This is a genomic window from Nioella nitratireducens (assembly GCF_001879715.1).
GTDB classification, from domain to species: Bacteria; Pseudomonadota; Alphaproteobacteria; order Rhodobacterales; family Rhodobacteraceae; genus Nioella; species Nioella nitratireducens.
The window spans coordinates 88,906-111,486 of sequence record NZ_MNBW01000010.1; the positions used below are offsets into that span (position 1 = coordinate 88,906).

At 65.6% G+C, this 22,581-nt stretch carries 19 protein-coding genes; 9 read left to right on the forward strand and 10 right to left on the reverse strand.

The features are described from left to right. Window positions 1-3 precede the first annotated feature (3 nt). The 6 genes from fdhF to BKY27_RS11840 form a co-directional block, all read right to left on the reverse strand. Window positions 4-2,904: a formate dehydrogenase subunit alpha gene (fdhF, locus tag BKY27_RS11815; RefSeq protein ID WP_071674691.1), complete on the reverse strand. Its 2,901-nt coding sequence runs from the start codon at window positions 2,902-2,904 to the stop codon at window positions 4-6. A 91-nt stretch (window positions 2,905-2,995) separates the two neighbouring features. Next, window positions 2,996-4,513 carry a formate dehydrogenase beta subunit gene (locus tag BKY27_RS11820; RefSeq protein ID WP_071674692.1) on the reverse strand — a complete coding sequence of 506 codons (1,518 nt, stop codon included), beginning with the start codon at window positions 4,511-4,513 and terminating at the stop codon, window positions 2,996-2,998. Then, window positions 4,510-4,986, reverse strand: coding sequence for a formate dehydrogenase subunit gamma (locus tag BKY27_RS11825; RefSeq protein ID WP_071674693.1), 477 nt, complete (start codon window positions 4,984-4,986; stop codon window positions 4,510-4,512). The genes BKY27_RS11820 and BKY27_RS11825 overlap by 4 nt, the downstream gene beginning before the upstream one ends. 87 nt (window positions 4,987-5,073) lie before the next feature. Further along, window positions 5,074-5,964 carry a LysR family transcriptional regulator gene (locus BKY27_RS11830; RefSeq protein WP_071674694.1) on the reverse strand — a complete coding sequence of 297 codons (891 nt, stop codon included), beginning with the start codon at window positions 5,962-5,964 and terminating at the stop codon, window positions 5,074-5,076. A 60-nt stretch (window positions 5,965-6,024) separates the two neighbouring features. Continuing rightward, a complete protein-coding gene (gene aroQ / locus BKY27_RS11835) occupies window positions 6,025-6,465 on the reverse strand; it encodes a type II 3-dehydroquinate dehydratase (RefSeq protein ID WP_071674695.1) in 441 nt (146 codons plus the stop codon). Between the two features lie 67 nt (window positions 6,466-6,532). Next, window positions 6,533-7,450 carry a DMT family transporter gene (locus BKY27_RS11840; protein WP_071674696.1) on the reverse strand — a complete coding sequence of 306 codons (918 nt, stop codon included), beginning with the start codon at window positions 7,448-7,450 and terminating at the stop codon, window positions 6,533-6,535. Window positions 7,451-7,648: 198 nt separating this feature from the next. Between BKY27_RS11840 and BKY27_RS11845 the strand changes: the two genes are divergently transcribed. The 5 genes from BKY27_RS11845 to BKY27_RS11865 all read left to right on the forward strand — a co-directional run bounded on the left by BKY27_RS11845 (window position 7,649) and on the right by BKY27_RS11865 (window position 13,438). Then, window positions 7,649-8,527: a LysR family transcriptional regulator gene (locus tag BKY27_RS11845; RefSeq protein WP_071674697.1), complete on the forward strand. Its 879-nt coding sequence runs from the start codon at window positions 7,649-7,651 to the stop codon at window positions 8,525-8,527. A 107-nt stretch (window positions 8,528-8,634) separates the two neighbouring features. After that, the gene (locus tag BKY27_RS11850) at window positions 8,635-10,086 is read left to right on the forward strand and encodes an aldehyde dehydrogenase family protein (RefSeq protein ID WP_071674698.1); all 1,452 of its coding nucleotides are present in this window, start codon (window positions 8,635-8,637) and stop codon (window positions 10,084-10,086) included. Then, window positions 10,083-11,063, forward strand: coding sequence for a membrane dipeptidase (locus BKY27_RS11855; RefSeq protein WP_071674699.1), 981 nt, complete (start codon window positions 10,083-10,085; stop codon window positions 11,061-11,063). The genes BKY27_RS11850 and BKY27_RS11855 overlap by 4 nt, the downstream gene beginning before the upstream one ends. A gap of 39 nt (window positions 11,064-11,102) precedes the next feature. After that, on the forward strand, window positions 11,103-12,797 hold the full coding sequence (locus tag BKY27_RS11860; RefSeq protein WP_071674700.1) for a hypothetical protein: 1,695 nt from the start codon (window positions 11,103-11,105) through the stop codon (window positions 12,795-12,797). Continuing rightward, window positions 12,794-13,438, forward strand: a complete 645-nt coding sequence (locus BKY27_RS11865) for a DUF3726 domain-containing protein (RefSeq protein ID WP_071674701.1) — start codon at window positions 12,794-12,796, stop codon at window positions 13,436-13,438. Before BKY27_RS11860 ends, BKY27_RS11865 begins: the two co-directional genes overlap by 4 nt. Here BKY27_RS11865 and cueR read toward each other — a convergent pair. Together cueR and BKY27_RS11875 are read right to left on the reverse strand one after the other, a co-directional pair. Continuing rightward, window positions 13,435-13,854, reverse strand: coding sequence for a Cu(I)-responsive transcriptional regulator (gene cueR / locus BKY27_RS11870; protein WP_071674702.1), 420 nt, complete (start codon window positions 13,852-13,854; stop codon window positions 13,435-13,437). The genes BKY27_RS11865 and cueR overlap by 4 nt on opposite strands. 11 nt (window positions 13,855-13,865) lie before the next feature. Next, a complete protein-coding gene (locus tag BKY27_RS11875) occupies window positions 13,866-16,376 on the reverse strand; it encodes a heavy metal translocating P-type ATPase (RefSeq protein WP_071674703.1) in 2,511 nt (836 codons plus the stop codon). A 167-nt stretch (window positions 16,377-16,543) separates the two neighbouring features. On the opposite strand from BKY27_RS11875, the gene BKY27_RS11880 reads away from it, so the two are divergent. Both BKY27_RS11880 and BKY27_RS11885 read left to right on the forward strand, forming a co-directional pair. After that, on the forward strand, window positions 16,544-16,741 hold the full coding sequence (locus tag BKY27_RS11880; RefSeq protein ID WP_071674704.1) for a heavy-metal-associated domain-containing protein: 198 nt from the start codon (window positions 16,544-16,546) through the stop codon (window positions 16,739-16,741). Window positions 16,742-16,974: 233 nt separating this feature from the next. Beyond that, window positions 16,975-17,376, forward strand: coding sequence for a DUF4177 domain-containing protein (locus BKY27_RS11885; RefSeq protein WP_071674705.1), 402 nt, complete (start codon window positions 16,975-16,977; stop codon window positions 17,374-17,376). A 3-nt stretch (window positions 17,377-17,379) separates the two neighbouring features. Here the strand turns inward: BKY27_RS11885 and BKY27_RS11890 are convergent, their stop codons facing one another. Then, entirely contained in the window at window positions 17,380-17,637 is a 258-nt protein-coding gene (locus BKY27_RS11890; RefSeq protein WP_071674706.1) for a BolA family protein, read from the reverse strand. 76 nt (window positions 17,638-17,713) lie between these two features. Between BKY27_RS11890 and BKY27_RS11895 the strand changes: the two genes are divergently transcribed. Then, window positions 17,714-18,340, forward strand: a complete 627-nt coding sequence (locus BKY27_RS11895; RefSeq protein WP_071674707.1) for a J domain-containing protein — start codon at window positions 17,714-17,716, stop codon at window positions 18,338-18,340. Window positions 18,341-18,439: 99 nt separating this feature from the next. Here the strand turns inward: BKY27_RS11895 and BKY27_RS11900 are convergent, their stop codons facing one another. After that, a complete protein-coding gene (locus tag BKY27_RS11900; RefSeq protein WP_071674708.1) occupies window positions 18,440-19,123 on the reverse strand; it encodes an SIMPL domain-containing protein in 684 nt (227 codons plus the stop codon). A gap of 166 nt (window positions 19,124-19,289) precedes the next feature. Here BKY27_RS11900 and BKY27_RS11905 point away from each other — a divergent pair, with 166 nt between their 5' ends. Continuing rightward, window positions 19,290-22,577: a hypothetical protein gene (locus BKY27_RS11905; RefSeq protein WP_071674709.1), complete on the forward strand. Its 3,288-nt coding sequence runs from the start codon at window positions 19,290-19,292 to the stop codon at window positions 22,575-22,577. Window positions 22,578-22,581 lie beyond the last annotated feature (4 nt).

Here is a 22,581-nt window from a genome sequence, read left to right on the forward strand (position 1 = left end):
GGCCTACTCCGCCGCCGGCAGGATGCGCCGCGACCGTTCGGCCTGCGCGGAGTAGTCTTCCTGCCATTCCGAAGGTCCGTTCGACGCGCTGACCTGCACTGCCGTCACCTTGTATTCCGGGCAGTTGGTCGCCCAGTCCGAAAAATCGGTGGTGATCACGTTGGCCTGCGTATCGGGGTGGTGGAAGGTGGTGTAGACCACGCCGGGGCTGACCCGGTCCGTCACCTTGGCACGCAGGGTGGTCTCGCCAGAGCGAGAGGCCAGCCGAATCCAGTCGCCATCCTTCAGACCCCGGTTCTCAGCGTCGTGGGGGTGGATTTCCAGAACGTCCTGATCGTGCCAGACCACGTTTTCGGTCCGACGCGTCTGCGCGCCCACGTTATACTGCGACAGGATGCGCCCCGTCGTCAGCAACAGCGGGAAGCGCGGGCCGGTCTTTTCATCGGTGGCCACGTATTCGGTGACGATGAACCGCCCCTTGCCCCGCACGAAGGCGTCGACATGCATCAGCGGCGTCCCCTCGGGGTGCGCTTCGTTGCAGGGCCACTGGATCGAGCCTTTTTCCTCGATCAAATCATAGGTCACCCCGGCGAAGGACGGCGTGGTCGCGGCGATCTCGGCCATGATCTCGCGCGGGTGGGTGTAGTCCCATCCAGCGCCCATGGCGTTGGCCAAAAGTTGTGTCACTTCCCAGTCGGCATAGCCGTTGCGCGGTGCCATGACCTTGCGAACCATGTTGATGCGCCGCTCGGCATTGGTGAAAGTGCCGTCCTTTTCGAGGAAGGTCGACCCGGGCAGGAACACATGCGCGTAGTTGGCCGTCTCGTTCAGGAAGAGGTCGTGAACGATCACGCACTCCATCGCGGCAAGGCCCGCCGCCACGTGTTTCGTGTCGGGGTCGGATTGCAGGATGTCCTCGCCCTGAATGTAGATGCCCTTGAACGAGCCATCCACAGCCGCGTCGAGCATGTTGTTGATCCGCAAACCGGGCTCGGGGTCGATCTCGACGCCCCATGCCTGTTCAAAGATCTCGCGCACCTCGGGCAGCTTGACATGGCGATAGCCGGGCAGTTCATGCGGGAAGCTGCCCATGTCGCACGACCCCTGCACGTTGTTCTGGCCGCGCAGCGGGTTTACGCCCACACCGTTACGGCCCACGTTTCCGGTCATCATGGCAAGGTTCGCCAGACCCATGACGGTGGTCGAGCCCTGGCTGTGCTCGGTCACGCCGAGGCCGTAGTAGATGGCCCCGTTGCCGCCGGTGGCAAACAGGCGTGCCGCCTTGCGCAGCTCCTCCGCCGGGACGCCGGTGAGCATCTCGGTCGCTTCCGGGCTGTGGCGCGGATCGCTGACGAACGCGGCATAATCCTGGAACTCGTCCCAATCGCAGCGCTCGCGGATATAAGCCTCGTCCATCAGGCCCTCGGTCACGATGACATGGGCAAGCGACGTCACGACAGCCACGTTGGTGCCGGGGCGCAGCGGCAGGTGGTGCGCCGCCTTGATATGGGCCGATTTCACCAGGTCGATGCGGCGCGGATCGACCACGATCAGCTTGGCCCCCTGCCGCAGCCGCTTTTTCAACCGCGACGCAAAGACCGGGTGGCCATCGGTCGGGTTGGCCCCGATCACCAGCACAACGTCGGTCTTTTCGACCGAGTCGAAATCCTGCGTGCCGGCCGAGGTGCCGAAGGTCTGGCCAAGGCCATAACCGGTCGGGGAATGGCAGACGCGGGCGCAAGTATCGGTGTTGTTGTTCAGGAACACGCCGCGCGCCAGCTTTTGCACGAGGAAGGTTTCCTCGTTGGTGCAGCGGCTGGAGGTAATGACGCCGATGGAGCGGCGGCCATGCTCTTTCTGGATGCCCTTCAGTTTGCTGGCGGCAAAGCCGAGCGCCTCGTCCCAGGACACCTCTTTCCACGGCTGATCCACGCTGTCGCGGATCATCGGGTTCAGGATGCGGTCCGTGTGGCTGGCATAGCCATAGGCAAAGCGGCCCTTCACGCAGGAATGGCCACGATTGGCCTTGCCGTGCTTGTAGGGGACCATGCGCACCAGTTCGTCGCCATTGAGTTCGGCCTTGAACGAACAACCCACACCGCAATAGGCGCAGGTGGTCACGACCGACCGTTCCGGCGTGCCAAGCTCGATCACCGACTTCTCTTGCAACGTCGCGGTCGGGCAGGCCTGCACGCAGGCGCCGCAGCTCACGCAATCGGAGGACAGGAAATCGTCCAGCGACGTGCCCGCCGACACGCGGCTGTCAAAGCCCCGGCCCTCGATGGTCAGCGCGAAGGTGCCCTGCACTTCCTCGCAGGCCCGCACGCAGCGCGAGCAGACGATGCATTTGGACGGATCGAAGCTGAAATAGGGGTTGGACGCATCGACCGGGCGCCATTCGGGGTTGGCCTCGCCCGCGCCGGTCCGGGTCTGGAAGTGGTTGGCCAGACCTGCGCCCTCGGGCGCCTCGTAGCGGACATCGCGCAGGCCGACCATCCCGGCCATGTCCTGCAATTCGCAATCGCCATTGGCCGAACAGGTCAGGCAATCGAGCGGGTGATCGGAGATATACAGCTCCATCACGCCCTTGCGGATCTTCTTGACCTTGGAGGACTGGGTGTGAACCACCATGCCATCCGCCACCGGCGTGGTGCAGGAGGCGGGGGTGCCCCGGCGGCCTTCGATCTCCACGACGCACAAGCGGCAGGAGCCAAAAGCTTCGATGCTGTCGGTCGCACAGAGCTTGGGGATCTGCATCCCCGCTTCCGACGCTGCGCGCATGACGCTGGTGCCCTCGGGCACGGTCACATCGAAGCCGTCGATGGTCAGCGTGACAGGCTTGCCCTCTTTCGCGGGGGTGCCGAAATCGGTGTCCTCGTCCCAGGGAATGATCATGTCTTTCATTGCGCGCACTCCGATCCGAATTGGGGGTTGCACTGCATCGACGCAGCGCGGACACGAGCCATGGACAGCTCGCCTGCGAAATATGTCACCGTCATTCCGCGGCCTCCTTCGCGGTTGCGAAGTCATCGGGGAACTGGGTCAGCGCCGACATCACCGGATAGGGGGTGAAGCCGCCGAGCGCACAGAGCGAGCCGTCTTTCATGGTCTCGCACAGGTCGGTCAGCAGCGGGATCGCGTCGGTCTCGCCTTGGGCAATGCGGTCGATGGTTTCGACACCGCGCACCGCGCCGATCCGGCAAGGGGTGCATTTCCCGCAGCTTTCGACGGCACAGAATTCCATCGCGAAGCGGGCCATTTTCAGCATGTCGGCCGTGTCGTCAAAGATAACGACACCGGCATGGCCGATCAAGCCGCCGGCCTGATCGAATTCCTCGTATCCAAAGGGCGTTTCGAACTGATCGGGGTGGAAATAAGCCCCCAAGGGCCCGCCCACCTGAACCGCCTTGACCGGGCGGCCCGACGCCGTGCCACCGGCCACACCGTTGACCAGCTCGCCAAGCGGCAGGCCGAAGGCTGTCTCGAACAGCCCGCCGAATTTCACGTTGCCCGCGATCTGGATCGGCATGGTGCCGAGCGAGCGGCCAAGGCCGAAGCTGGCGTAATGATCGGCGCCTTTTTCGAAGATTACCGGCACGGTGGCCAGCGACAGCACGTTGTTGACCACCGTGGGTTTTCCGAACGCGCCTTCAAGCGCCGGAAGCGGCGGCTTGGCGCGGACGACGCCGCGCTTGCCTTCAAGGCTGTTGAGCAGCGAGGTTTCCTCGCCACAGACATATGCGCCCGCGCCCACACGGATTTCCATGTCGAACGCCGTGCCGGAGCCAAGCACATCGGCCCCAAGAACGCCCCCAGCCCGCGCGCGCCGCACGGCCTCTTCCATCACCTTGATGGCATCGGGATATTCCGAGCGCAGGTAGACATAGCCCTTGGTCGCGCCGACGCCGACACCGGCAATCGCCATACCCTCGATCAGGCTGAACGGGTCGCCTTCCATGATCATGCGGTCGGCGAAAGTGCCACTGTCGCCTTCGTCCGCATTGCAGACGATATATTTCTGGTCCGCCGTTGCGCCCAGAACCGTGTTCCACTTGATTCCGGTCGGGAAGCCCGCGCCACCACGGCCACGCAGGCCTGAGGCGGTAACTTCCTTGACGATCTCTTCGCCGCTCATGGCAATCGCGCGACGCAGACCGACGAGGCCGCCATGCGCCTCGTAGTCCGCCAGATCGAGCGCGTCGATCACGCCGCAGCGGCCAAAGGTCAGGCGGGTCTGACGGGCGTAGAAGGGAATTTCCTCCACCGGACCGAGAGAGGCCATCTTGCCATCCAGCAGCGCCGGAACATCGTCAACCGACACCGGGCCATAGCCGATGCGGGTGCCGTCCTGATCCAGCTCCACCAGCGGCTCCAGCCAGATCATGCCACGGCTGCCGTTACGGACAACCTGCACGTCAAGGCCGCGCGACGCCGCCTCGGAGGCGATGGCCTGGGCCACTTCATCCGCGCCAAGCGCCTTGGCGGCACTGTCGAGGGGAACGTAGATTTTCATGCGCCCGCCTCCGTCAGCAGCTTGTCCATCTTGGCGTCATCAAGGCGGCCCACCACCTTGTCATCGACCATCGCGGCCGGCCCACAGGCGCACAGGCCAAGGCAGTAGACGGGTTCGATGGTGACCGCGCCGTTGGGGGTGGTGCCGTGCCACGCGGTGCCCAGCTTTTCCAAGGTGCGAGCGGCCAGGGCCTCGGACCCGTTGGCCTGACAGGCTTCGGCGCGGCAGATCTTGACGACATGGCGGCCTGCCGGAACCTCGCGGAAATCGTGGTAAAAACTCATCACCCCGTGCACCTCGGCGCGGGTGATGTTCAGCGCGTCGGCAATCGGTTGCAGCGCCGTCTGCGGCACATGGCCGAAAGACTCTTGCAGAGCATGGAAAATGGGCAGGAGCGGCCCTTCCAGATGAAGCTGACCCGCGATGATCTCGCGGATTTCCTCATCGGAGGGGGCTAGCGTTGATGACAGCATGGCTGGCCTCCGGGAAAACTTGCCACTTAGTCACCGACAACACCCCCAAAGATCAATATCGTAATTCCGTCGGACGATAGATTTTTTCTATCGCACAATCTCCGACATCCGCCGCGCCTCTGTCAGCAGCGCCTCCAGCACCGGGGTGTGGATCTCTCGGTATGGGGCGACCAGTCCGACCGTGTGCCCCCGCCCTGCCCCGGTCAGAGGGATGATCTCCAACGGTTTATCAGCAGCAAGGAACTGCGCGATATCGGCAGGCAAGATGGTGATGAAGCCGCCATGCAGCACGTTCGAGACCAGAACGACGGTTGAATTGGACTCCACAAAGGCTTCGGGCGCGATTCCCGCTTGCAAGAAATTCTTGTTGATAATCCGCCGGTTCTGCATATCCGGCGTCAGCAGGCACAGCTTTTGCCCGTCCAGTTCCTGCCATGCCACCGACCCCCGCCCGGCAAAGGGGGAGCCGGTGCCGCAGATCAGCATGAAGCGTTCTTCGCAAAGCGGTTCGGTGCTGACCCGGCCAAGCGGTTCGTTGTCGAGATACGAGATGCCCGCGTCGACTTCGAGGTTCTCCAGCATCGACAGGATCTCGATCGAGGTTCTTGACAGGATTGTGAAGCGCACATTCGGGTGCTTTTCGGAAAACCGCGTCGTGACCTTGCCTGCCCAAGTCAGCGCGGTCGGAATCACCGCGATGCGCAATTGCCCCGACAGACCGTAATGCTTGGACCGCATTTCCTGCTTGAGTTGGCGCGCATCGCCCACGATCTGACGCGCCCAGATCAACGCGCTTTGCCCTTCCGGCGTCAGCCCGCCATAGCGCGACCCGCGAAAGATCAGCTGCACACCCAACTGTTCCTCCAGGTTCTTGATCCCCGCCGACAAGGTCGGCTGGGTAATCCCGAGCGTCTGCGCCGCGCGACCGAAATGGCCCTCTTTCGCAACAGCGATGAACATTTCCAGTTTGTCCAGCATGATAGAAAATCCCGATCAAGGCGTGCACCATGATAGCCAAGCCCAATCAGGACTCCAAGCTCACTCGGCCAGCAGATGCCCCATATGGCGCGTCGCCAGCCCGTAGCCCTGCACACCGAATCCGGCCATCACCGCGTCGGCCCGCTGACTGACATAGGAGTGGTGCCGAAAACTCTCGCGCTTGTGAATCTGGCTGACATGCACCTCGATCACCGGGCCTTCAAAGGCATTGAGTGCGTCGAGGATCGCCACCGAACTATGGGAATACCCGCCCGGATTGATAATGATCCCCGCCGCGCGCTCGCGTGCTTCGTGGATCGAGTCGATGATCTGCCCCTCGTGGTTGGACTGGAACAAAAGCGTTTCCACCCCGAACTCCGCCGCCGTGTCGCGGCACATCTGCGCCACATCGTCGAGCGTCGCGTGCCCGTAGATGTCGGGCTGGCGCTGGCCCAGAAGGTTCAGGTTGGGGCCGTTCAGGATGTAGATCGTCTGTGGCATGGGGCTGTCCTCGGTTGGTCAGACAGGCATGGCAGGGGCGCACTGTTTTTTCAAGCGCGGGCCTGCATCAGGGCACGGTGATCGGGGGCGGTTTGCGCCGCGCCCCGGACACGGCGTTGCCCGCGATGGCGGCCAACAGGATGGCCCCGCCGATCAGCGTGTTGAGCGTCGCGGTTTCCCCGAGGAAGAGCCAGACCCAGACCGGCCCCAGCAGCACCTCGGCCAGCGACAGCAGTGTCAGTTCCGCGGCGGGCAGGCTGCGCGAGCCAAGGGTATAGAGCACCAGCCCCGATCCCACCTGAAAGACGCCCATTCCCATGGCGATGCCGCCATCATGCGCCGACAGCACCAGCGGCAGACCCGTGGCAAGGCAGATCGCCCCCGTGATCAGAATGGCAAACAGGCCCGACAGGAACACGGCGGGCAGCATTTCTCCCGATTTGCCCCAGCGAAGCGCCACGGTGAACACCGCGAACCCAAGGGCCGAGCCGATGGCCGCAAGGCTGCCGCGCAGGGCCGCCCCGTCGCTTTTGTCGGCCACCATGATCCCGACGCCACAGATTGCAACGGTAATCGCGACCCAAGTGGCGCGGCGCACCCGCTCGCCAAGGATTACCCGCCCCAGGACCGCCGCCAGAAACGGCGCCGTCGCAAACAGCAGCATGGCATTGGCGACCGACGTGGCCTGAATGGCGTAGATGCCGCCGGAATAGGCCGCGACCAACGACAGCCCGGCAATGACGGACGCCCCGCCATTGGCGCGGATCAGCGCGAACGGAGACCGCCCCGTGCGCAAGCGGATGACGGCGAACAGGAAGACAGACAGGCTGAGCGACCGGTAAAGCAGGATCTGCCAGACCACGGCATCGTCGATCAGCCGTATCCCCAGCCCGACCGTCGACCAGAGCACACCCGCCGTGAAGACGAAGATCAGCCCCCGCCGATGCGCGGCATCGACGCCGCCAATATCCTCGGCCAAAGCCATGCGCGTCCTCCGGTCAATGCTGTGTGATGTATCTTGCCTAGCAAAGCGGCCAAACCCCCTGCCCGCCCATCCACGACACACCTGGGTCGCGGATGGGCCTTGGCCGGTGCGGCGCCGGCGACGATAGACAGACGGAGAAGCCGACCATAACCTGAAATCCAGTGAATTAACTTCAGTCAAACTGAAACGAGTCGCGCCATGTCCATCAAGATCGAGATGCTGCGCTGTTTCCGGGCGGTGGCCGACCATGGATCCCTGGCCGAGGCCGCCGTGGTTCTGGGCCGCACGCCCTCGGCCGTGTCGATGATGCTCAAGCAGTTCGAGGACCATGTCGGCGCGCCCCTGTTCGAAACTGCCCGCAAGTCGCGGGTGACCGCCCTGGGCCAGCAGGTGCAGGACGAAACCCGCCGCGAACTGGAGCATTTCGACCGGACGGTCGCCACCATCGAGGGGTTGAGCCGGGCGGAATTGGGGTATGTGCGGCTGGCGGTGACGCCGTCGCTGGCGCAATCGGTGCTGCCGCCGATCCTGCAACGCTTTCTGGCCGATCATCCCAAGGTGCGGGTGGATATGCGCGACATGGATTCCGCCACCGTGCAGCAAGAGCTTCAGGCCGAACGCGCCGATATCGGGCTGGCCAGCCTTGGTGCCCTGCCCGGCCTTGACGCGCACCGCCTGTTCACCGACCGCTTCGGCGTGCTCTGCCGCGACGATCACCCGCTGGCGCGCGATTGGGACAGGCTGGGGTGGCAGGATCTGTCGGATATCCCCTTTATCGCCAACGGCCTGTGCGACCAGATCCGTGACGCCGGGTTTCAGCCGATCCTTGCCGGGGCGCGTCTGATGGTGCGCAACACGGCTTCGCTTCTGGGGCTGGTGCGCGCGGGGGTTGGCGTGACGATCCTGCCGCGCCTCGTGGTGTCGCCGGAAACGCACGGCCTCGCCTTCCTGCCGCTGGCCGATACCGATGCCCGGCGGGAAGTTTGGATGATCAGCCAACCGCATCACGGGCTGCCGCCCGCCGCCCGCGCCCTGGTGGCCGCCATTCGGGCGGCCAACCTGCAAAGCGACGGCTGAATTTCAGCGTTTCTGAATAAACCTCAACTTCTTTGCGTTTGATTGAAGCGGCGCCCTGTGCCTTTCTTTGCGCAGATGATTTGCACGCGCGAACAGGGGACCACCAGATGACCGAGACCAAGCTGAACTATATCGCCGGGGAATGGGCCGCCGGGGCCTGCGAGGTTGAAAACCGCAACCCGTCGGACCTCAGCGATCTGGTGGGACTGTTCGCGCAGGCCACCGCAGATCAGCTTGACGACGCGTTGAATGCCGCCGAACGGGCACAGGCCGAATGGGCAGCCTACGGGATGGAACGCAAGCAGGCCGTCCTGATGAATATAGGCAACGAGTTGATGGCACGGGCCGAGGAGCTTGGCACGCTGCTGTCCCGCGAAGAAGGCAAACCGCTGGCCGAGGGCAAGGGCGAGGTCTATCGCGCCGGGCAGTTCTTCACCTACTACGCCGCCGAATGCCTGCGCCAGTTGGGCGAGAACGCCGACTCCGTTCGCGCGGGCGTCGAGATAGATGTCCGGCGTGAACCTGTGGGCGTGGTCGCGGTGATTTCCCCCTGGAACTTCCCGACCGCCACCGCCAGTTGGAAGATCGCCCCCGCCCTTTGCTACGGCAATGCGGTGATCTGGAAGCCCGCCAACGCAACCCCCGCCAGCGCCGTTGCCCTGACCGAGATCATCAGCCGTCAGGACATTCCCAAGGGTCTTTTCAACCTCGTCATGGGCGCAGGCCGCGACGTGGGCCAGCGGCTGGTCGAAAGCCCGCGCGTGAACGCGATTTCCTTCACCGGGTCTGTTCCGGTCGGACGCGGCATCGCCGCGGCTGCCGTGCAGAACTTCACCAAGATCCAGGCCGAGATGGGCTCCAAGAACGCTCTGGCCGTGATGGATGACGCAGATCTGGACCTGGCCGTGACGCTGGCCCTTGGCGGCGCGTTTGGCGGCACCGGGCAGAAATGCACCGCGTCCTCGCGGCTTGTGGTGCATGAAGGCATCCACGACGCCTTCGTTGAGAAGCTTGTGGCAGGGGCCAAGGCGATGAAGGTGGGTCATGCGTTGGCGCACGGCACCCAGATGGGGCCGGTCGTTAGCCAACAGCAGCTGGACGAAAACCTGGCCTATGTGGATCTGGGCAAGTCCGAGGGCGCTGAACTGGCCTGTGGCGGCCAGCGTCTGACCATGGAAACCGACGGCTATTTCATGTCGCCCGGCGTCTTCCTGAACACGACCAACGCCATGCGCATCAACCGCGAGGAAATGTTCGCGCCGCTGACTTCGGTCATCAAGGTGGGCAGCTATGACGAGGCGCTGGCGACGGTCAACGACACCAGGTTCGGCCTGACCTCGGGCATCGTCACCCGCAGCCTTGCCCGCGCCACCCATTTCCGCCGCAACGCCCGCACCGGCGTCGTCACCGTCAACCTGCCCACGGCAGGCACCGATTACCACGTTCCCTTCGGCGGACGCGGCGACAGCAGCTATGGCCCGCGTGAACAGGGCCGCACAGCGGCAGAGTTCTACACGACCGTGAAAACCGCCTACATCTCGGCAGGAACCCCGGCATGACCTATCGTATCGACTGCCTGCAATACGCCAACTGGTCGGAAAAGATATTTCGCCAGATGCGCGAGGGGGGCGTCGATGCGGTGCACGTCACCATCGCCTATCACGAGATGTTTCGCGAAACCGTGCTGAATTTCGAACGCTGGAATCGTTGGTTCGAACAATTCCCAGACCTGATCATGAAGGGCCAGTGGGCCAGCGATATCGACATCGCCAAGGCCAATGGCCGCACCGCGATCTTCTTCGGCTTCCAGAACCCCAGCCCCATCGAGGACGATATCGGGCTGGTCGAGATCCTGCACACGCTCGGCGCGCGGTTCATGCAACTGAGCTATAACAACCAGTCGTTGCTGGCGACGGGCTGCTACGAGGCCGAAGACCCCGGCCTGACCCGCATGGGCCGCGAGGTTATCAGCGAAATGAACCGTGTCGGGCTGGTGGTGGACATGAGCCATTCGGCGGACCGCTCGACCATCGAAGCGGCCGAGCAGTCCACCCGCCCCATCGCCATCACCCATGCCAACCTGCACAGCTGGCAGCCCGCCTTGCGCAACAAGCGCGACGACGTGGTGCGCGCAGTGACGGAAAACGGCGGCATGATGGGCTTTTCGCTCTACCCCCACCATCTGAAAGACAAATCCGCTTGCTCGGTCGAAAGTTTCTGCGCGATGGTCGCTGACGCCTGCGACCGCTTCGGCGTCGATCATTTCGGCATTGGCAGCGACCTGTGTCAGGACCAGCCCGACAGCGTGGTCGAGTGGATGCGCACCGGGCGCTGGACCAAGGGCGTGGATTTCGGCGAAGGCTCTGCCGATGCGCCGGGCTTCCCGCCACAGCCCGACTGGTTCCGCGACAACCGCGATTTCGGGAATATCGAAGCAGGGCTGCGCGCCAAGGGCTTTGACGAGGCCGATATCGCCAAGCTCATGGGCGGCAACTGGTATCGTTTTTTCGCGGAAAACTTCACCCCGCCTGCCTGAACGCGGCATGATATGAATATGACGGCAGGAGGAGACCCCATGGACCAGACGACCCACGCCACGATCGCCCCGCGCGATCCACAGACGGTGATGACGCTGGCGCGGCTTGGCTCGTTCCACCAGTCGCGGTTGTCTTTCATGCGGGTGCTGCTGCGCCGCCTGAAATCCGAACGTTGGACCTTCGACCGCCCGCGTTTCGACATCGACGATACCGGCGTGGGCGTCGCCGTCTATTCCGCGCATGGGCCAAAGCACAGCTATTCCCTGATCGCCTTCGCCAATGATTTGCCGCCCGAAAAACGCTCTGATCGGGTGATCGCCACCGAATGGGACGCGACCTTTACCCTTTACGACGGGGTGCCGTCCGACGCTGATATCGAGCGGCTGTCGCACAACATCCCGAAACAAGAGGCCGGCCGCGTCAGCGAGCGCGAGCTTTCCGTCAGCCGCGCCAACCGCTCTGTCCGACTGTGGGATGACGTGGTCGAAAGCCTCGCCGCCGGGCACCAACCCGATACCGCCCGCGTGACCGAGGTGGGCTATTTGATGCGCACGACCGCTGTCTACGGCTCTGGCAAACTGGGGGCCGCCGACCGCGAGGCCACCGCGGATCGCCCCGAATTTCAAGCCCCGTTCCAGATCGAGATGCTGAGCGTTTTCCTGACCCGCGCCTTCGTCATGGACCTTGTCGAGCACATGGCCCAAAGGCGCGCCCCCGAGACAGCGGTGCCGCTCGACCCCGCCTTGCGCCGCCGCTTCGGGATCGGAAATTCCACCGGCCTCGGAATGGCGCCTTACCTGATCAATCACCCAATCCTGCTGAACAACTGGATCGCCGCGCGGGAAGAGGCCCTGGCCCGCGTCCGCAGCCTGCCGCGCGCCCTGCCCGGCACCGCCGAGGCGTTCCGCGTCTTTGCCCGCCGCGCGCGGGCCAATGCCCATGCGTGGCAGTCCGAGCACCCGCTGCAACAGGAAAAACTGGCTGGCCTGCGCCGCGACATGGATATGCTGGCCACCCATCTCGCGGCTGCCGACCTCGACTCTGGGCAGCCGTGGAACCGGCTTTGGAACTGGGCTGAAACCACCCTCGGGCTGGAAGGGCAGGAACAACTCGCCTCGCTCCTGCTGGAACCCCATGGCGAGCTGGTCGATGGGCTGTCGGGCTGCATGGCCGCCGATGAAGCCGGGACCACCCGGATCGACGGAGCCATGCCGCGCGCCCGCCTGCTGGCACTGGTCGAGGACATCTACGGTTGGGCCCTGTCCATCGACTGGGACGCGCGCGACGCGCAGGCGCGGGTCTGGTACACCTCGGAAGAAAAGCTGGAACCCCGCCTTGGCGAGCGCTTCGAGGAAGAGATCGAACCCTACGAACAGCCGCTCTGCCCCGGCCGCGATGCCGCGCGGATGAACGCCGACCTGATCGCCAGCGATGCCGCGACCGTGGCGGCGTTCCTGATGCGCCATCCCGAACACCGCCATATCGCACGCCGCACCCAGATCGCCGCCCGCTTCCCCTATGCCGAGATCCGCGACAACACGATTGCCGCCGACATGCTGCCCATCGACCTGTTGCGCGCCAAGCTGTCCTTTTTCGGAGCCTGCCATTTCGACCCGCGCTCGGACCGGTGGGTGCGGATCAACATGTATCAAAACGCCCCCTTCCCCGCCGATCTGGCGGCGGGCGCCGCCGATGACTGGACCCTGCCGCAGCTTGAGGAGACAGCCCCATGACGCCCACATGGTCGCTCAACGAACTGGAGGCGCTGTCGCGCAAGGCCGCGCGCGGCGCGGGCTACAGCTGGGGCCTGTCGGAAGAGGCGGGCCGCGCCACCCGCTGGCTCTGCGCGCGCGGCCTCGCCGGGGCCGAGGCGCTGGTGCGGCTGCTCGACTGGCGTGACCTGCGCGACCATGACGCGACGGTGCCCATGCTGCACCCCCAGCATTGGCAAGCCGCGCCCAAGGGCACCTGCCCCATCGTCGCGGGCACCCTGCTCAGCGATGGCGTGGGCGAGGTCTCTCCCCTCGCGCTGCATCTGCAAGGCGTCCAAGAGCCACTGTTGCTGCTGCCCTTCGTGGCGTGGCGGGCCGAGGCGGCGGGCGATGCCCTGTCGGTCTCGTTCGACGGTCTGCGCTATGTCACACGACCCGATGGCCACCTGCTGCGCAGCGCCGAGGCCGGGTCAGCGCATGACGGGGTAGAGGTGTCGGCGGTCGCCGCCCCGCGCGGCACCCCGATAATGGCCCACACACGGGCCGAGGTCGCGCCCGAAACAATGCAGCGGCTCACCGCCTTCGCCACCCGCACCTACGCCCCGGCGACCGAGGCCAGCCGCCTTGCCGGTGCAGGCGCGGGCCTGTCGGATAACGACTAGGCGTCGTCCGGGCCGCAACAGCTCTTCGCCCCCAGCACGTCCAGATCGGACAGGATCGGGCAATCGGGCCGGTCATCGCCCGCGCAGGCATGGACCAGATGGGCCAGCGTTGCCCGCATGGATTGCAGTTGCGCAATCTTGTCGTCGATCTGGGTCAGATGCTCTTGGGCGATCCGCTTGACCGAGGCGCTTTCGCGCCCCTCGTCCTCATACAGCGCCAACAGCGCGCGGCAATCCTCGATGGTGAAGCCGAGCGCGCGGGCGCGCCCGAGGAACGCCAGTTTGTGCAGGTCGGTCTCCCGGAACGCGCGATAGCCATTTTCGCTGCGCAGGGGCCGGACCAGTCCGATATCCTCATAGTAGCGGATGGTCTTGGCAGGCAGGCCCGACAGGCGCGAAACATCTCCGATATTCATGGCGGTCCCTTTCATTCTGCCGCGACCGGGGCGGACGCGGTCGGGGCACCGCGCACCCGCGCGCCCTCGTCCATCGCGGGCGCGATCCGGCGCAGCCGCAGCGCGTTGGTCAGCACGAAGACCGACGACAACGCCATCGCCCCGGCGGCAATGACCGGCGACAACAGCAACCCCAAGGCCGGGTACAGCGCGCCCGCCGCCAGCGGGATAAGCGCGGTGTTATAGGCAAAGGCCCAAAACAGGTTCTGCTTGATGTTGCGCATGGTGCGGGTCGAGACCTCGACCGCGTTGACCACCCCGCGCAGGTCGCCCGACATCAGCACCACGTCGGCGGCCTCGATCGCCACGTCCGTGCCGGTGCCGATGGCGATGCCCACATCCGCATGGGCCAGTGCTGGCGCATCGTTGATGCCGTCGCCCACGAAGGCCACCTGCCTGCCGCCCGCGCGCAACGTGTCCAGCGCGGCGACCTTGCCGTCGGGCAGCACCCCGGCGACAACGTGGTCGATCCCGGTTTCCGCAGCGATGGCGTCTGCCGTTTCGCGCTTGTCGCCGGTGATCATGGCGACCCTGAGGCCCTTGTCATGCAGGGCGGCAATGGCCGCGCGGCTGGCGGGTTTCACCGGGTCGGCCACGCCAATCACCGCCGCGATCCGGCCGTCGATGGCCGCGAACAGCGCCGTGCGCCCACGGCTGGCGAGGTCGGTTTCCGCATCAGACAGCGCACCGGGGTCCACGCCCTCGCGCAACATCAGCCGGTCCGCGCCGACCAGAACCGCGCGGCCATCCACATTGGCCGTCACCCCATGGCCGGTGATCGACTGAAAGTCGCTGGCCCGCAACCGGCCCGCGCCTTCCGCGCGCGCCGCCCGCACGATGGCCGCGGCAATCGGATGTTCCGACAGGTCTTCCACAGCGGCCACGCGGGCCAGCACATCGGCCCGGTCAAAACCCTCTGCCAGCACCAGATCGGTCAGTTCCGGGCGGCCCTCGGTCACGGTGCCGGTCTTGTCCAGCGCCACCACGTCAACCGAGGCCAGCCGTTGCAGCGCATCACCCTTGCGAAACAGCACCCCCATTTCCGCCGCGCGACCCGTGCCCACCATGATCGAGGTCGGCGTCGCCAGCCCCATCGCACAGGGGCAGGCGATGATAAGAACCGAAACCCCGGCCACCAGCGCCAGCGTCAGCGCGGGCGTCGGGCCGACAATCAGCCAGATCAGCACCGTCAGCACGGCGGCGGTCATCACGGCGGGCACGAACCACAGGGTGATCTTGTCCACCAGTCCCTGGATCGGCAGCTTGGCACCCTGCGCCTCTTCCACCATGCGGATGATCTGGGCCAGCGTCGTCTCGGCCCCCACCCGCGTGGCCTTGAATTGCAGGCTGCCTGCTCCATTGACGGTCCCGCCCGTCACCTCATCTCCGTCGGTCTTTTCCACCGGCACAGGCTCGCCCGTGATCATGCTTTCATCGACGTGAGAGCGGCCTTCCGTCACCTCGCCGTCCACGGCGATACGTTCGCCCGGACGCACCACCACCACATCGCCCAGCGCCAGCGCGTCGATCTCGATCTCGATCGGTTCGCCATCACGCAAAACACGGGCGGTCTTGGCCTGCAACCCCAGCAATTTCTGGATCGCGGCGCCGGTGCGGCCCTTGGCGCGCGCCTCCAGATAGCGCCCGATCAGGATCAGCACGACGATCACGGCCGCCGCCTCGAAATAGACCGCGCGCACCGCTTCGGGCAGCAGCCCCGGCAGGAAGGTCGCCACCACCGAATAGCCATAGGCCGCCCCAGTGCCGACGGCGACAAGGCTGTTCATGTCCGGCGCGCCCTTCAGCAACGCGGGAATGCCCTTGGCGTAGAACACCCGCCCCGGCCCCACCAGCACGACCGTGGTCAGGAAGAACTGGATGATCCAGCTCGCCTCCTGCCCGATGCTGGCGTTGATCGCGTGATGGATGGCAGGGATCGCGTGGCCACCCATCTCCATCAGAAAGACCGGCAGCGCAAACACCGCGGCGAAGGCCGTCCGGCGGGCCAGCCCCCGCGCCTCTTCTTCCTTGCGGCTGGCGCGGTCCTCGGTCGCGTGGTCCGTGGCCACTGTCGCCGGATAGCCAATATCGGTGCTGGCCCGGATCAGGTCGCCGACGCTGACCGCGCCCTCGGCAAAGGTCACCGTGGCCGTTTCCGCCGCAAGGTTGACACTCACCTCCAGCACCCCCGGCACCGCCTCCAACGCCTTGTCCACCCGACCCACGCAAGACGCACAGGACATCGACTCGACGCTCAGCGTCACGGTTTCGGTGCGGGCGGGATAGCCCAGATCGTCAAGCGCCTGAACCGCCTCGGTCAACCGCCCTGGACCGTCCAGCGTCATCCGGGCCTGTTCCGTGGCAAGATTTACCGCCACGTCCGACACGCCCGGCAGCGCGGCAAGGCCGCGCTCGACCCGCCCCACGCAGGATGCGCAACTCATGCCCTCGACTTGAAGGGTTGCGGTTTGTGTCTCTGCCATGGCGGTCTCCGGTCGTCTTTGGTCCGATATGGGAGGTATATGGGGCTTCCAGTTACTGGAGGGTCAAGGGAGGACGTAAGATTAATTTCGCTCGTCCCTGTTCTTGACCTTCCAGTTGGGGGAAACCCTACCTGACAGGGCGGATCATCGAAAAAAGGAGTCCTGTCATGAAATTCACTGTCCCCGACATGAGCTGTGGCCATTGCGTTGCCGCGATTGAAAAGGCCGTGGCCGCCGCCGGACCGGGCCTTGGCGTGGCCTGCGATCTGGAAAGCAAGACCGTTGCCCTGGCCGGCTTCACCTCGACCGACGCCGCGCAAGAGGTTTTGCGCAAAGCGGGGTACGAGGCGACCCCGGCCGCCTGATCCCGCGGGTTCTTGCCCAAAGGTTAAGCCGCCTTTGGCCGGATTAACCACACCCGGTCCGGTTTCGGGGGGCCGGGCCAGCGGCCAAACCGGTGTACGGGGGGTGCACCGGGGGTGTACGGGGGGTGTACCGGGGGCGACACACCCGTTTCGCCGTGACCGGCAGGGCTTTTACACCCCACGGTTTAGTCGTTAATGTCCCCCCTGACACGAGATCGAAGGCAGTTTTCGACATGGCCCATTATGAATACAAGGTGGTCCCCGCCCCCGAAAAAGGGGTGAAAGCCAAGGGCGTGAAACGCTCCGAAGACCGCCTTGCCCTCGCCTTGTCGCAGGTCATGAATGCGCTCGGCGCGGACGGCTGGGACTATGTCCGCGCCGACATCCTGCCAACCGAAACACGCTCTGGCCTGACCTCGAAACAGACGGTCTACCACACCCTTCTGGTCTTCCGCCGGGAACGGCAGGAAGCCGCCGATATGCCTGCCCCCGAACCAGACGTCCAGTCCGCCGAAACGGCCCTGCCCCCCGTCGAGCCAGACGTCAGCGAGGCCCCGTTGGACGACGCGCAAGACGTCCAAACGCCCGAGGAAGAGGCCCCGGACCTGCCACGCCGGGATGTCGCCGCGCAGTAGTCGTCAGACCTGGACCACCAGCGCCAAGGCATGGATTTCACTCAACAAATCCTTGCCGATAGCATCGTGGACCGCGCGATGGCGGGCAATGCGGCTCATTTCATCCAACCCGTCCGCCGCGATCACGACGCGAAAATGGCTCTCGCCGCCATCCTGATACCCGGCATGGCCACGATGGCTTTCGCTCTCGTCGATCACCTGCAAACGGCGCGGAGACAGGGCCGTTTCCAGACGGGTTCGTATTTTCTCTGCGCGGCTCAACTTTCTGCCTCCTGACCTCTTCACTCCCCTGCGGAAAACACTAGACTGCCTGCTCCGAGTCGAGAAGGGATGACCCATGGCCAATAACGACCCGTTCAATTTCGATCTGCGCGTCTCGACGGACAAGAAAAAGCGCCGCACCGGGCGGCGCGGAATGTCAGGCGCCTTCGAAACGTCGCAGCGGCAATGCGAGCACCCCGGATGCGAGGAAGCCGGCCAATACCGCGCGCCCAAGGCGCCGGACGTGTTGGATGACTATTACTGGTTCTGCAAGGACCACGTGCGCGAATACAATCTCAAATGGAACTTCTTCGAAGGCACCACCGAAGCCGAGATGGAAGCGCAGATGGAACGCGACCGCGTCTGGGACCGCCCCACCAAGACGTTCAAGAAATCGGTCGAGGAACGGGCCTGGTCGCGGCTTGGCGTCGACGATCCGCATCAGGTTCTGGGTGGAAACGCCACCCGCAATCCCGGTAAAGGCGCCAGCAATGGCCGCCGCCTGCCGCCCACCGAACGCCGCGCGATCGAGATACTGGAGGCCAAGGATCACTGGACCAAGGCCGAGGTCCGCAAGGCCTACAAGGCGTTGATCAAGGTGCTGCATCCCGACATGAACGGCGGCGACCGCAGCCAGGAAGAACAGCTGCAAGAGGTGGTCTGGGCATGGGATCAGATCAAGGACAGTCGCAACTTCAAATAGGCCCTGTCCCGTCTTGCCCGTCTTGGCGCAGGCAAAGCCCCGCACCGACATGCCGTCGCTGCGGGGCTTTGCCATGGCGCGTGGCCATGTGACGACAGGCTACTCGATCTCGTAGGTGATCGTCACCTGTGCGCTCACCGATACCGTGCCTTGCGCCACCGGCACGTTCATCACCGGCATCGCCATGGTGTCGGCCCGCATCACCGGAGACGAGGTGCCACCCTCGGAAATGCCGACAACGCGCCGGATCTCGACCCCGGCCGCCTCGGCATAAAGCTCGGCCCGCGCCATCGCGTCGGCCACCGCCGCGCGCCGCGCCTCATCCTGCACCGGCGACGGGTCTTCCAATCCGAACTCGATCCCGTTGAAGTCATTGGCCCCCGCGCGGGCCACGGCATCCAGAACGCCACCAAGACTGTCGAGGTCCATCACCTGCACCGACAAGGCATTGCTGACCTCGTATCCCTCGATCCGCGCCGGGTCTTGCGAATCGTAGCTGCGGTTGGTCCAGATCGGGTCGATCTGAAAGCGGCTGGTCTGCATGTCCCCGGACGCGACCCCGGCGCGCGACAGGACTGACAAAACACGTTCCAGTTGTGCGCTGTTCTGCTCCAGCGCCCGTGCCGCCGCCACGTCATGCGTAACAACCCCCACCCGGATCGTGGCCATGTCGGGGGCTGCGGCCACCTCTGCGCGGCCTGTGACCACCATTGTCGCCATGTCTGCGGCCATGGCCGGTGCGGCCAGTGTCAGAACCGCCAATGCGACTGCAATCTTTTTCATCCTCGAACTTTCCTTTTGAAGTTGGATAGGAACAGCTTAGGATAAATTCCGCCCACCCGCAGCCGGCGCGGGTGGGTCGGGTTTTTTCCGGCGGCTTTCTGCTATAAGGCCGAGGATCGAACGGGAACCCGGTGTATATGGGAGGCCCGGACCGGCAGAGGGTTGCATGGCACCACAATTCGCGTTGTTCCTTTCGCCCGAGGGGATCGCCCTTGCGCATCGCCAGACGGCTGGCCATTGGGCCGTGCTCGGCGACACTCCGCTTGACGTGCCCGATCTGGGCGCGGCCCTTGTCGTGTTGCGCAAACTGGCGCAGGAACGGGTCGAGGGCGATCTGCCGACACTGGTGGTCTTGCCCGACGATCAGGTGCTTTATACCTCGCTCACCGCACCCGGCCCGGACGAGGCGGAGCGGCTTGAACAGATCCGCACCGGGCTGGAGGGGCTGACTCCCTACGATGTCGCCGATCTGGCCTTCGACTTCGTGCCGCTGGAGCCTGTCGAGGATGGCCGGGTCAAGCTGGCCGTGGTGGCCGACGAGACCTTGGAGGAAGCCCGCGCCTTCGCCGTCGAACACGGGTTCACGCCGGTTGGCCTGGCGGCGCGGCCACTGGACAACCGCTATCCCACCATCGCCCATTTTGACCGCAGCCTGCCGTGGCTCGACGAGGTTCCGGATATCGAATTCGGGCGGGACACCTGGCAAAAGCCCAAACCCCCCGAACCGGAGCCCGCCGCAGATGAGGCCAGCGACGCCGGTGACGACACCGTGCCTGCCACCGAGGCCGCAAAAGACCCCGCCCAAACCGGCGAGGCTGCGCCGCTTGATGCGCCCATGGCAGAGCCTGACCCTGCCGAGGAGAACGCCACCGATACGGACGGGTCGCTGGCGAAGGCCACCGCACAGGCAGGCGTACCGCCCGGCGAAAGCATCATGGCCCCGCCGGGCACCCCCGACGCAAGCGGCGTCGACGAGACCTCGCTCAGCGCCCAATCCCGCCCATCGGCCAGCACGTTGACCCTGCCCGCGTCTGCTGGTCTCGTCCGACCGACGTCGGACACGGCTTCCGCCGAAGACAGCGCCGCTGGCCAGCCCCCCGAGGCAGTGGACGCACCGCTGCAGATTCCGGCAGGCTTCGGCGCGGGCCGCAGCGCGACCGAGGGACAGCCCGGTGCGCTGGTCAGCCGCCGCCGCTCGCGCTTTGGGCCTGCTGCGGCCGACGACAGCCCGACCCTGCCCCGCACCACGCGAGACGACGGCGACGAAAACGCCCAGCCGACCTTTGGGCGCGGCAAGTCCAAGGACAGCGACGACGAGGCCAAGGCCCCACGCGGCAAACGTGGCCGCAAAACCCCCAAGGCACCGGGCCGCCCGGCGCAGGCCGGGCCCGAGCCGAAAATGCCCCCGCTTGCGCGGCTCAAAACCGAAATAGAGACCCGCAAGGCAGAGACCAAAGACCCGCTGCCGCTGCCGACTCGCAAACCATTCGAAAAGCCGACCGCAGAGCCGCCTTCAAGCAGCAGCTTCAAGACGCGGGTCGCCAGTCTGGGGCGGCAAATTTCGGCAGGATCGGAAAAGGCCCAGACCAAGGCCCGCGACGCGGCGTCCGATGCCAAGGGAAAGCTCACCGGGCAGGGCGGCCTCCGGAACCGGCTGAAAGGCCTTGCACCGTCTCGAACGCCCAAAGCCAAGGACGGCGATGCCCCCAAGGCCACCCCCAAAAAGGCCGAGACCGAGATCACCCCGCCGCCCGTTGAAAAACCGGCGACGCCGGCCAAACCGGCGCAGGACAAGGGCCGCCGTGGCGGGCTTGGGCTGCGCGGGCGCAAGGGCGCGCCCAAGGGGCCGCTCGACGCCGCTGCCCGCGATGCTCTGGCCGAGGTGATCACGCCCCCAACCGCCGCGCCGCCCCCGACCGCCGCGCCCGAACGCACACGCTTTGACACCTCGCGCGGTCGCCGCAAGACGCAGGAAATCTCGGAAGCGGACGCGCCGATCCTCGGCGGCCTGCTGGCACGCGGGTCCATCGCCACGCAGCGCGGGCCATCGCTGCGCGGCGGGCTGATCCTGACGCTCATCCTGCTCGCCGTGCTTGCCCTGGCCGGGTTGTGGGCAGTGTTCTACCTGCCCGAAACGGCGCTTGGCCGCTGGATGGGGCTGACGCCCGAAGACGACCCTGTGGTCATTGCTGAAACCGCGCCCAACGGCCTCGCCCCGCCGGAACCGGGGGCCACGACGCCCTCGGCCGAGCCTGACTCGCCGATGGACCTCGGGAGTATTGCACCTGACGCGGTTTTGCCCGGCCCGATCACAACGGCACCGGACGCCCCCGACCTGCTGCCCGATATCGACGCGCCGCTGGATCTGGACCCTGCCCCGGTCACGGGCCCGCCGGTCGATCCTGAAACGCTGCTGCCGTCAGAGGAAGAAAACGCCAATTTCTATGCCCGCACCGGGGTTTGGCAACGTCCCCCGGTCCTGACGCTGCCCACCCCCGACACCAATATCGCCGATGACGTGATCTTCGCCGGGCTCGACCCGCATGTGAACAGCCACGACGCCATTGCGCTGGCCGCTTCCGGCCCGCTGCCCTCCGCCATGCGCCCCGCTGGCCTCGAGCCGCCGCTGGCCCCGGAAATGCAAGTCGCCCTGAACCCCGAGGATCTCGTCGATCCCAGCCCCGATGGCACCCTCGCCCCCTATGGCGTGCTGATCTATTCCGGCCCGCCCGGTGTCCTGCCCGAACCGCGCCCGACCGACGCACCGGCAGTCTTGGCCGCCGCCGCGGCAGAAGCCGCCGTTCAAGCCGATGCCGACGCCCAAGCCGAGGCCACCGCCGCCGACGCAGTGACCGCCGGGGCGGTCCAAACGGCGCTGTTGCAATCCTTCCGGCCTGACACGCGGCCTAACGATCTGGTCGAACAGCAGGAACGTTACGTCCTTGGCGGCATCACCTATGACGAACTGGCCGCGATCCGCCCCGAAGGCCGCCCACAATCCCTACAGGAACAGGCAGCCGCCGAGGCCGCCGTCGATGCGACGCCCGGCGACATTACCGACGCCAGCACTCTTGCGGTGGCGGTATCCTATATCCCGCGGACCCGCCCCTCGAATATCGAGGCGATGGTGGCCGCCGCCCGCGCCGCCGGAAACGTTCCGCCCGATGCCGACACGGCGACGTCCGACACCCTCCAGCCGGACATCCCAAGCTCGGCCTCGGTGACCCGCGCCGCCACCGAGGAAAACGCCATCAACCTGCGCAACGTGAACCTGATCGGTGTCACCGGCGCATCCGGGGCCCGCCGCGCGTTGATCCGCTTGCCCACGGGCCGGTTCGTGACTGTCGAGGTGGGTGATCGGCTCGATGGCGGGCAGGTTGCCGCGATCGGAGAGGACACGCTGCAATACGTGAAACGCGGGCGCACCATCACCCTCGAAGTGCCTGCGGGCTGATTGA

What these genes read in the sequence shown, in the direction of transcription:
- BKY27_RS11905 (WP_071674709.1), top strand. Translation starts at nt 19,290, where the DNA reads ATGGCACCACAATTCGCGTTGTTCCTTTCGCCCGAGGGGATCGCCCTT.
- fdhF (WP_071674691.1), bottom strand. Translation starts at nt 2,904, where the DNA reads ATGAAAGACATGATCATTCCCTGGGACGAGGACACCGATTTCGGCACC.
- BKY27_RS11875 (WP_071674703.1), bottom strand. Translation starts at nt 16,376, where the DNA reads ATGGCAGAGACACAAACCGCAACCCTTCAAGTCGAGGGCATGAGTTGC.
- BKY27_RS11850 (WP_071674698.1), top strand. Translation starts at nt 8,635, where the DNA reads ATGACCGAGACCAAGCTGAACTATATCGCCGGGGAATGGGCCGCCGGG.
- BKY27_RS11820 (WP_071674692.1), bottom strand. Translation starts at nt 4,513, where the DNA reads ATGAAAATCTACGTTCCCCTCGACAGTGCCGCCAAGGCGCTTGGCGCG.
- BKY27_RS11840 (WP_071674696.1), bottom strand. Translation starts at nt 7,450, where the DNA reads ATGGCTTTGGCCGAGGATATTGGCGGCGTCGATGCCGCGCATCGGCGG.
- BKY27_RS11855 (WP_071674699.1), top strand. Translation starts at nt 10,083, where the DNA reads ATGACCTATCGTATCGACTGCCTGCAATACGCCAACTGGTCGGAAAAG.
- BKY27_RS11885 (WP_071674705.1), top strand. Translation starts at nt 16,975, where the DNA reads ATGGCCCATTATGAATACAAGGTGGTCCCCGCCCCCGAAAAAGGGGTG.
- BKY27_RS11830 (WP_071674694.1), bottom strand. Translation starts at nt 5,964, where the DNA reads ATGCTGGACAAACTGGAAATGTTCATCGCTGTTGCGAAAGAGGGCCAT.
- BKY27_RS11895 (WP_071674707.1), top strand. Translation starts at nt 17,714, where the DNA reads ATGGCCAATAACGACCCGTTCAATTTCGATCTGCGCGTCTCGACGGAC.
- BKY27_RS11880 (WP_071674704.1), top strand. Translation starts at nt 16,544, where the DNA reads ATGAAATTCACTGTCCCCGACATGAGCTGTGGCCATTGCGTTGCCGCG.
- BKY27_RS11860 (WP_071674700.1), top strand. Translation starts at nt 11,103, where the DNA reads ATGGACCAGACGACCCACGCCACGATCGCCCCGCGCGATCCACAGACG.
- BKY27_RS11900 (WP_071674708.1), bottom strand. Translation starts at nt 19,123, where the DNA reads ATGAAAAAGATTGCAGTCGCATTGGCGGTTCTGACACTGGCCGCACCG.
- cueR (WP_071674702.1), bottom strand. Translation starts at nt 13,854, where the DNA reads ATGAATATCGGAGATGTTTCGCGCCTGTCGGGCCTGCCTGCCAAGACC.
- aroQ (WP_071674695.1), bottom strand. Translation starts at nt 6,465, where the DNA reads ATGCCACAGACGATCTACATCCTGAACGGCCCCAACCTGAACCTTCTG.
- BKY27_RS11845 (WP_071674697.1), top strand. Translation starts at nt 7,649, where the DNA reads ATGTCCATCAAGATCGAGATGCTGCGCTGTTTCCGGGCGGTGGCCGAC.
- BKY27_RS11865 (WP_071674701.1), top strand. Translation starts at nt 12,794, where the DNA reads ATGACGCCCACATGGTCGCTCAACGAACTGGAGGCGCTGTCGCGCAAG.
- BKY27_RS11825 (WP_071674693.1), bottom strand. Translation starts at nt 4,986, where the DNA reads ATGCTGTCATCAACGCTAGCCCCCTCCGATGAGGAAATCCGCGAGATC.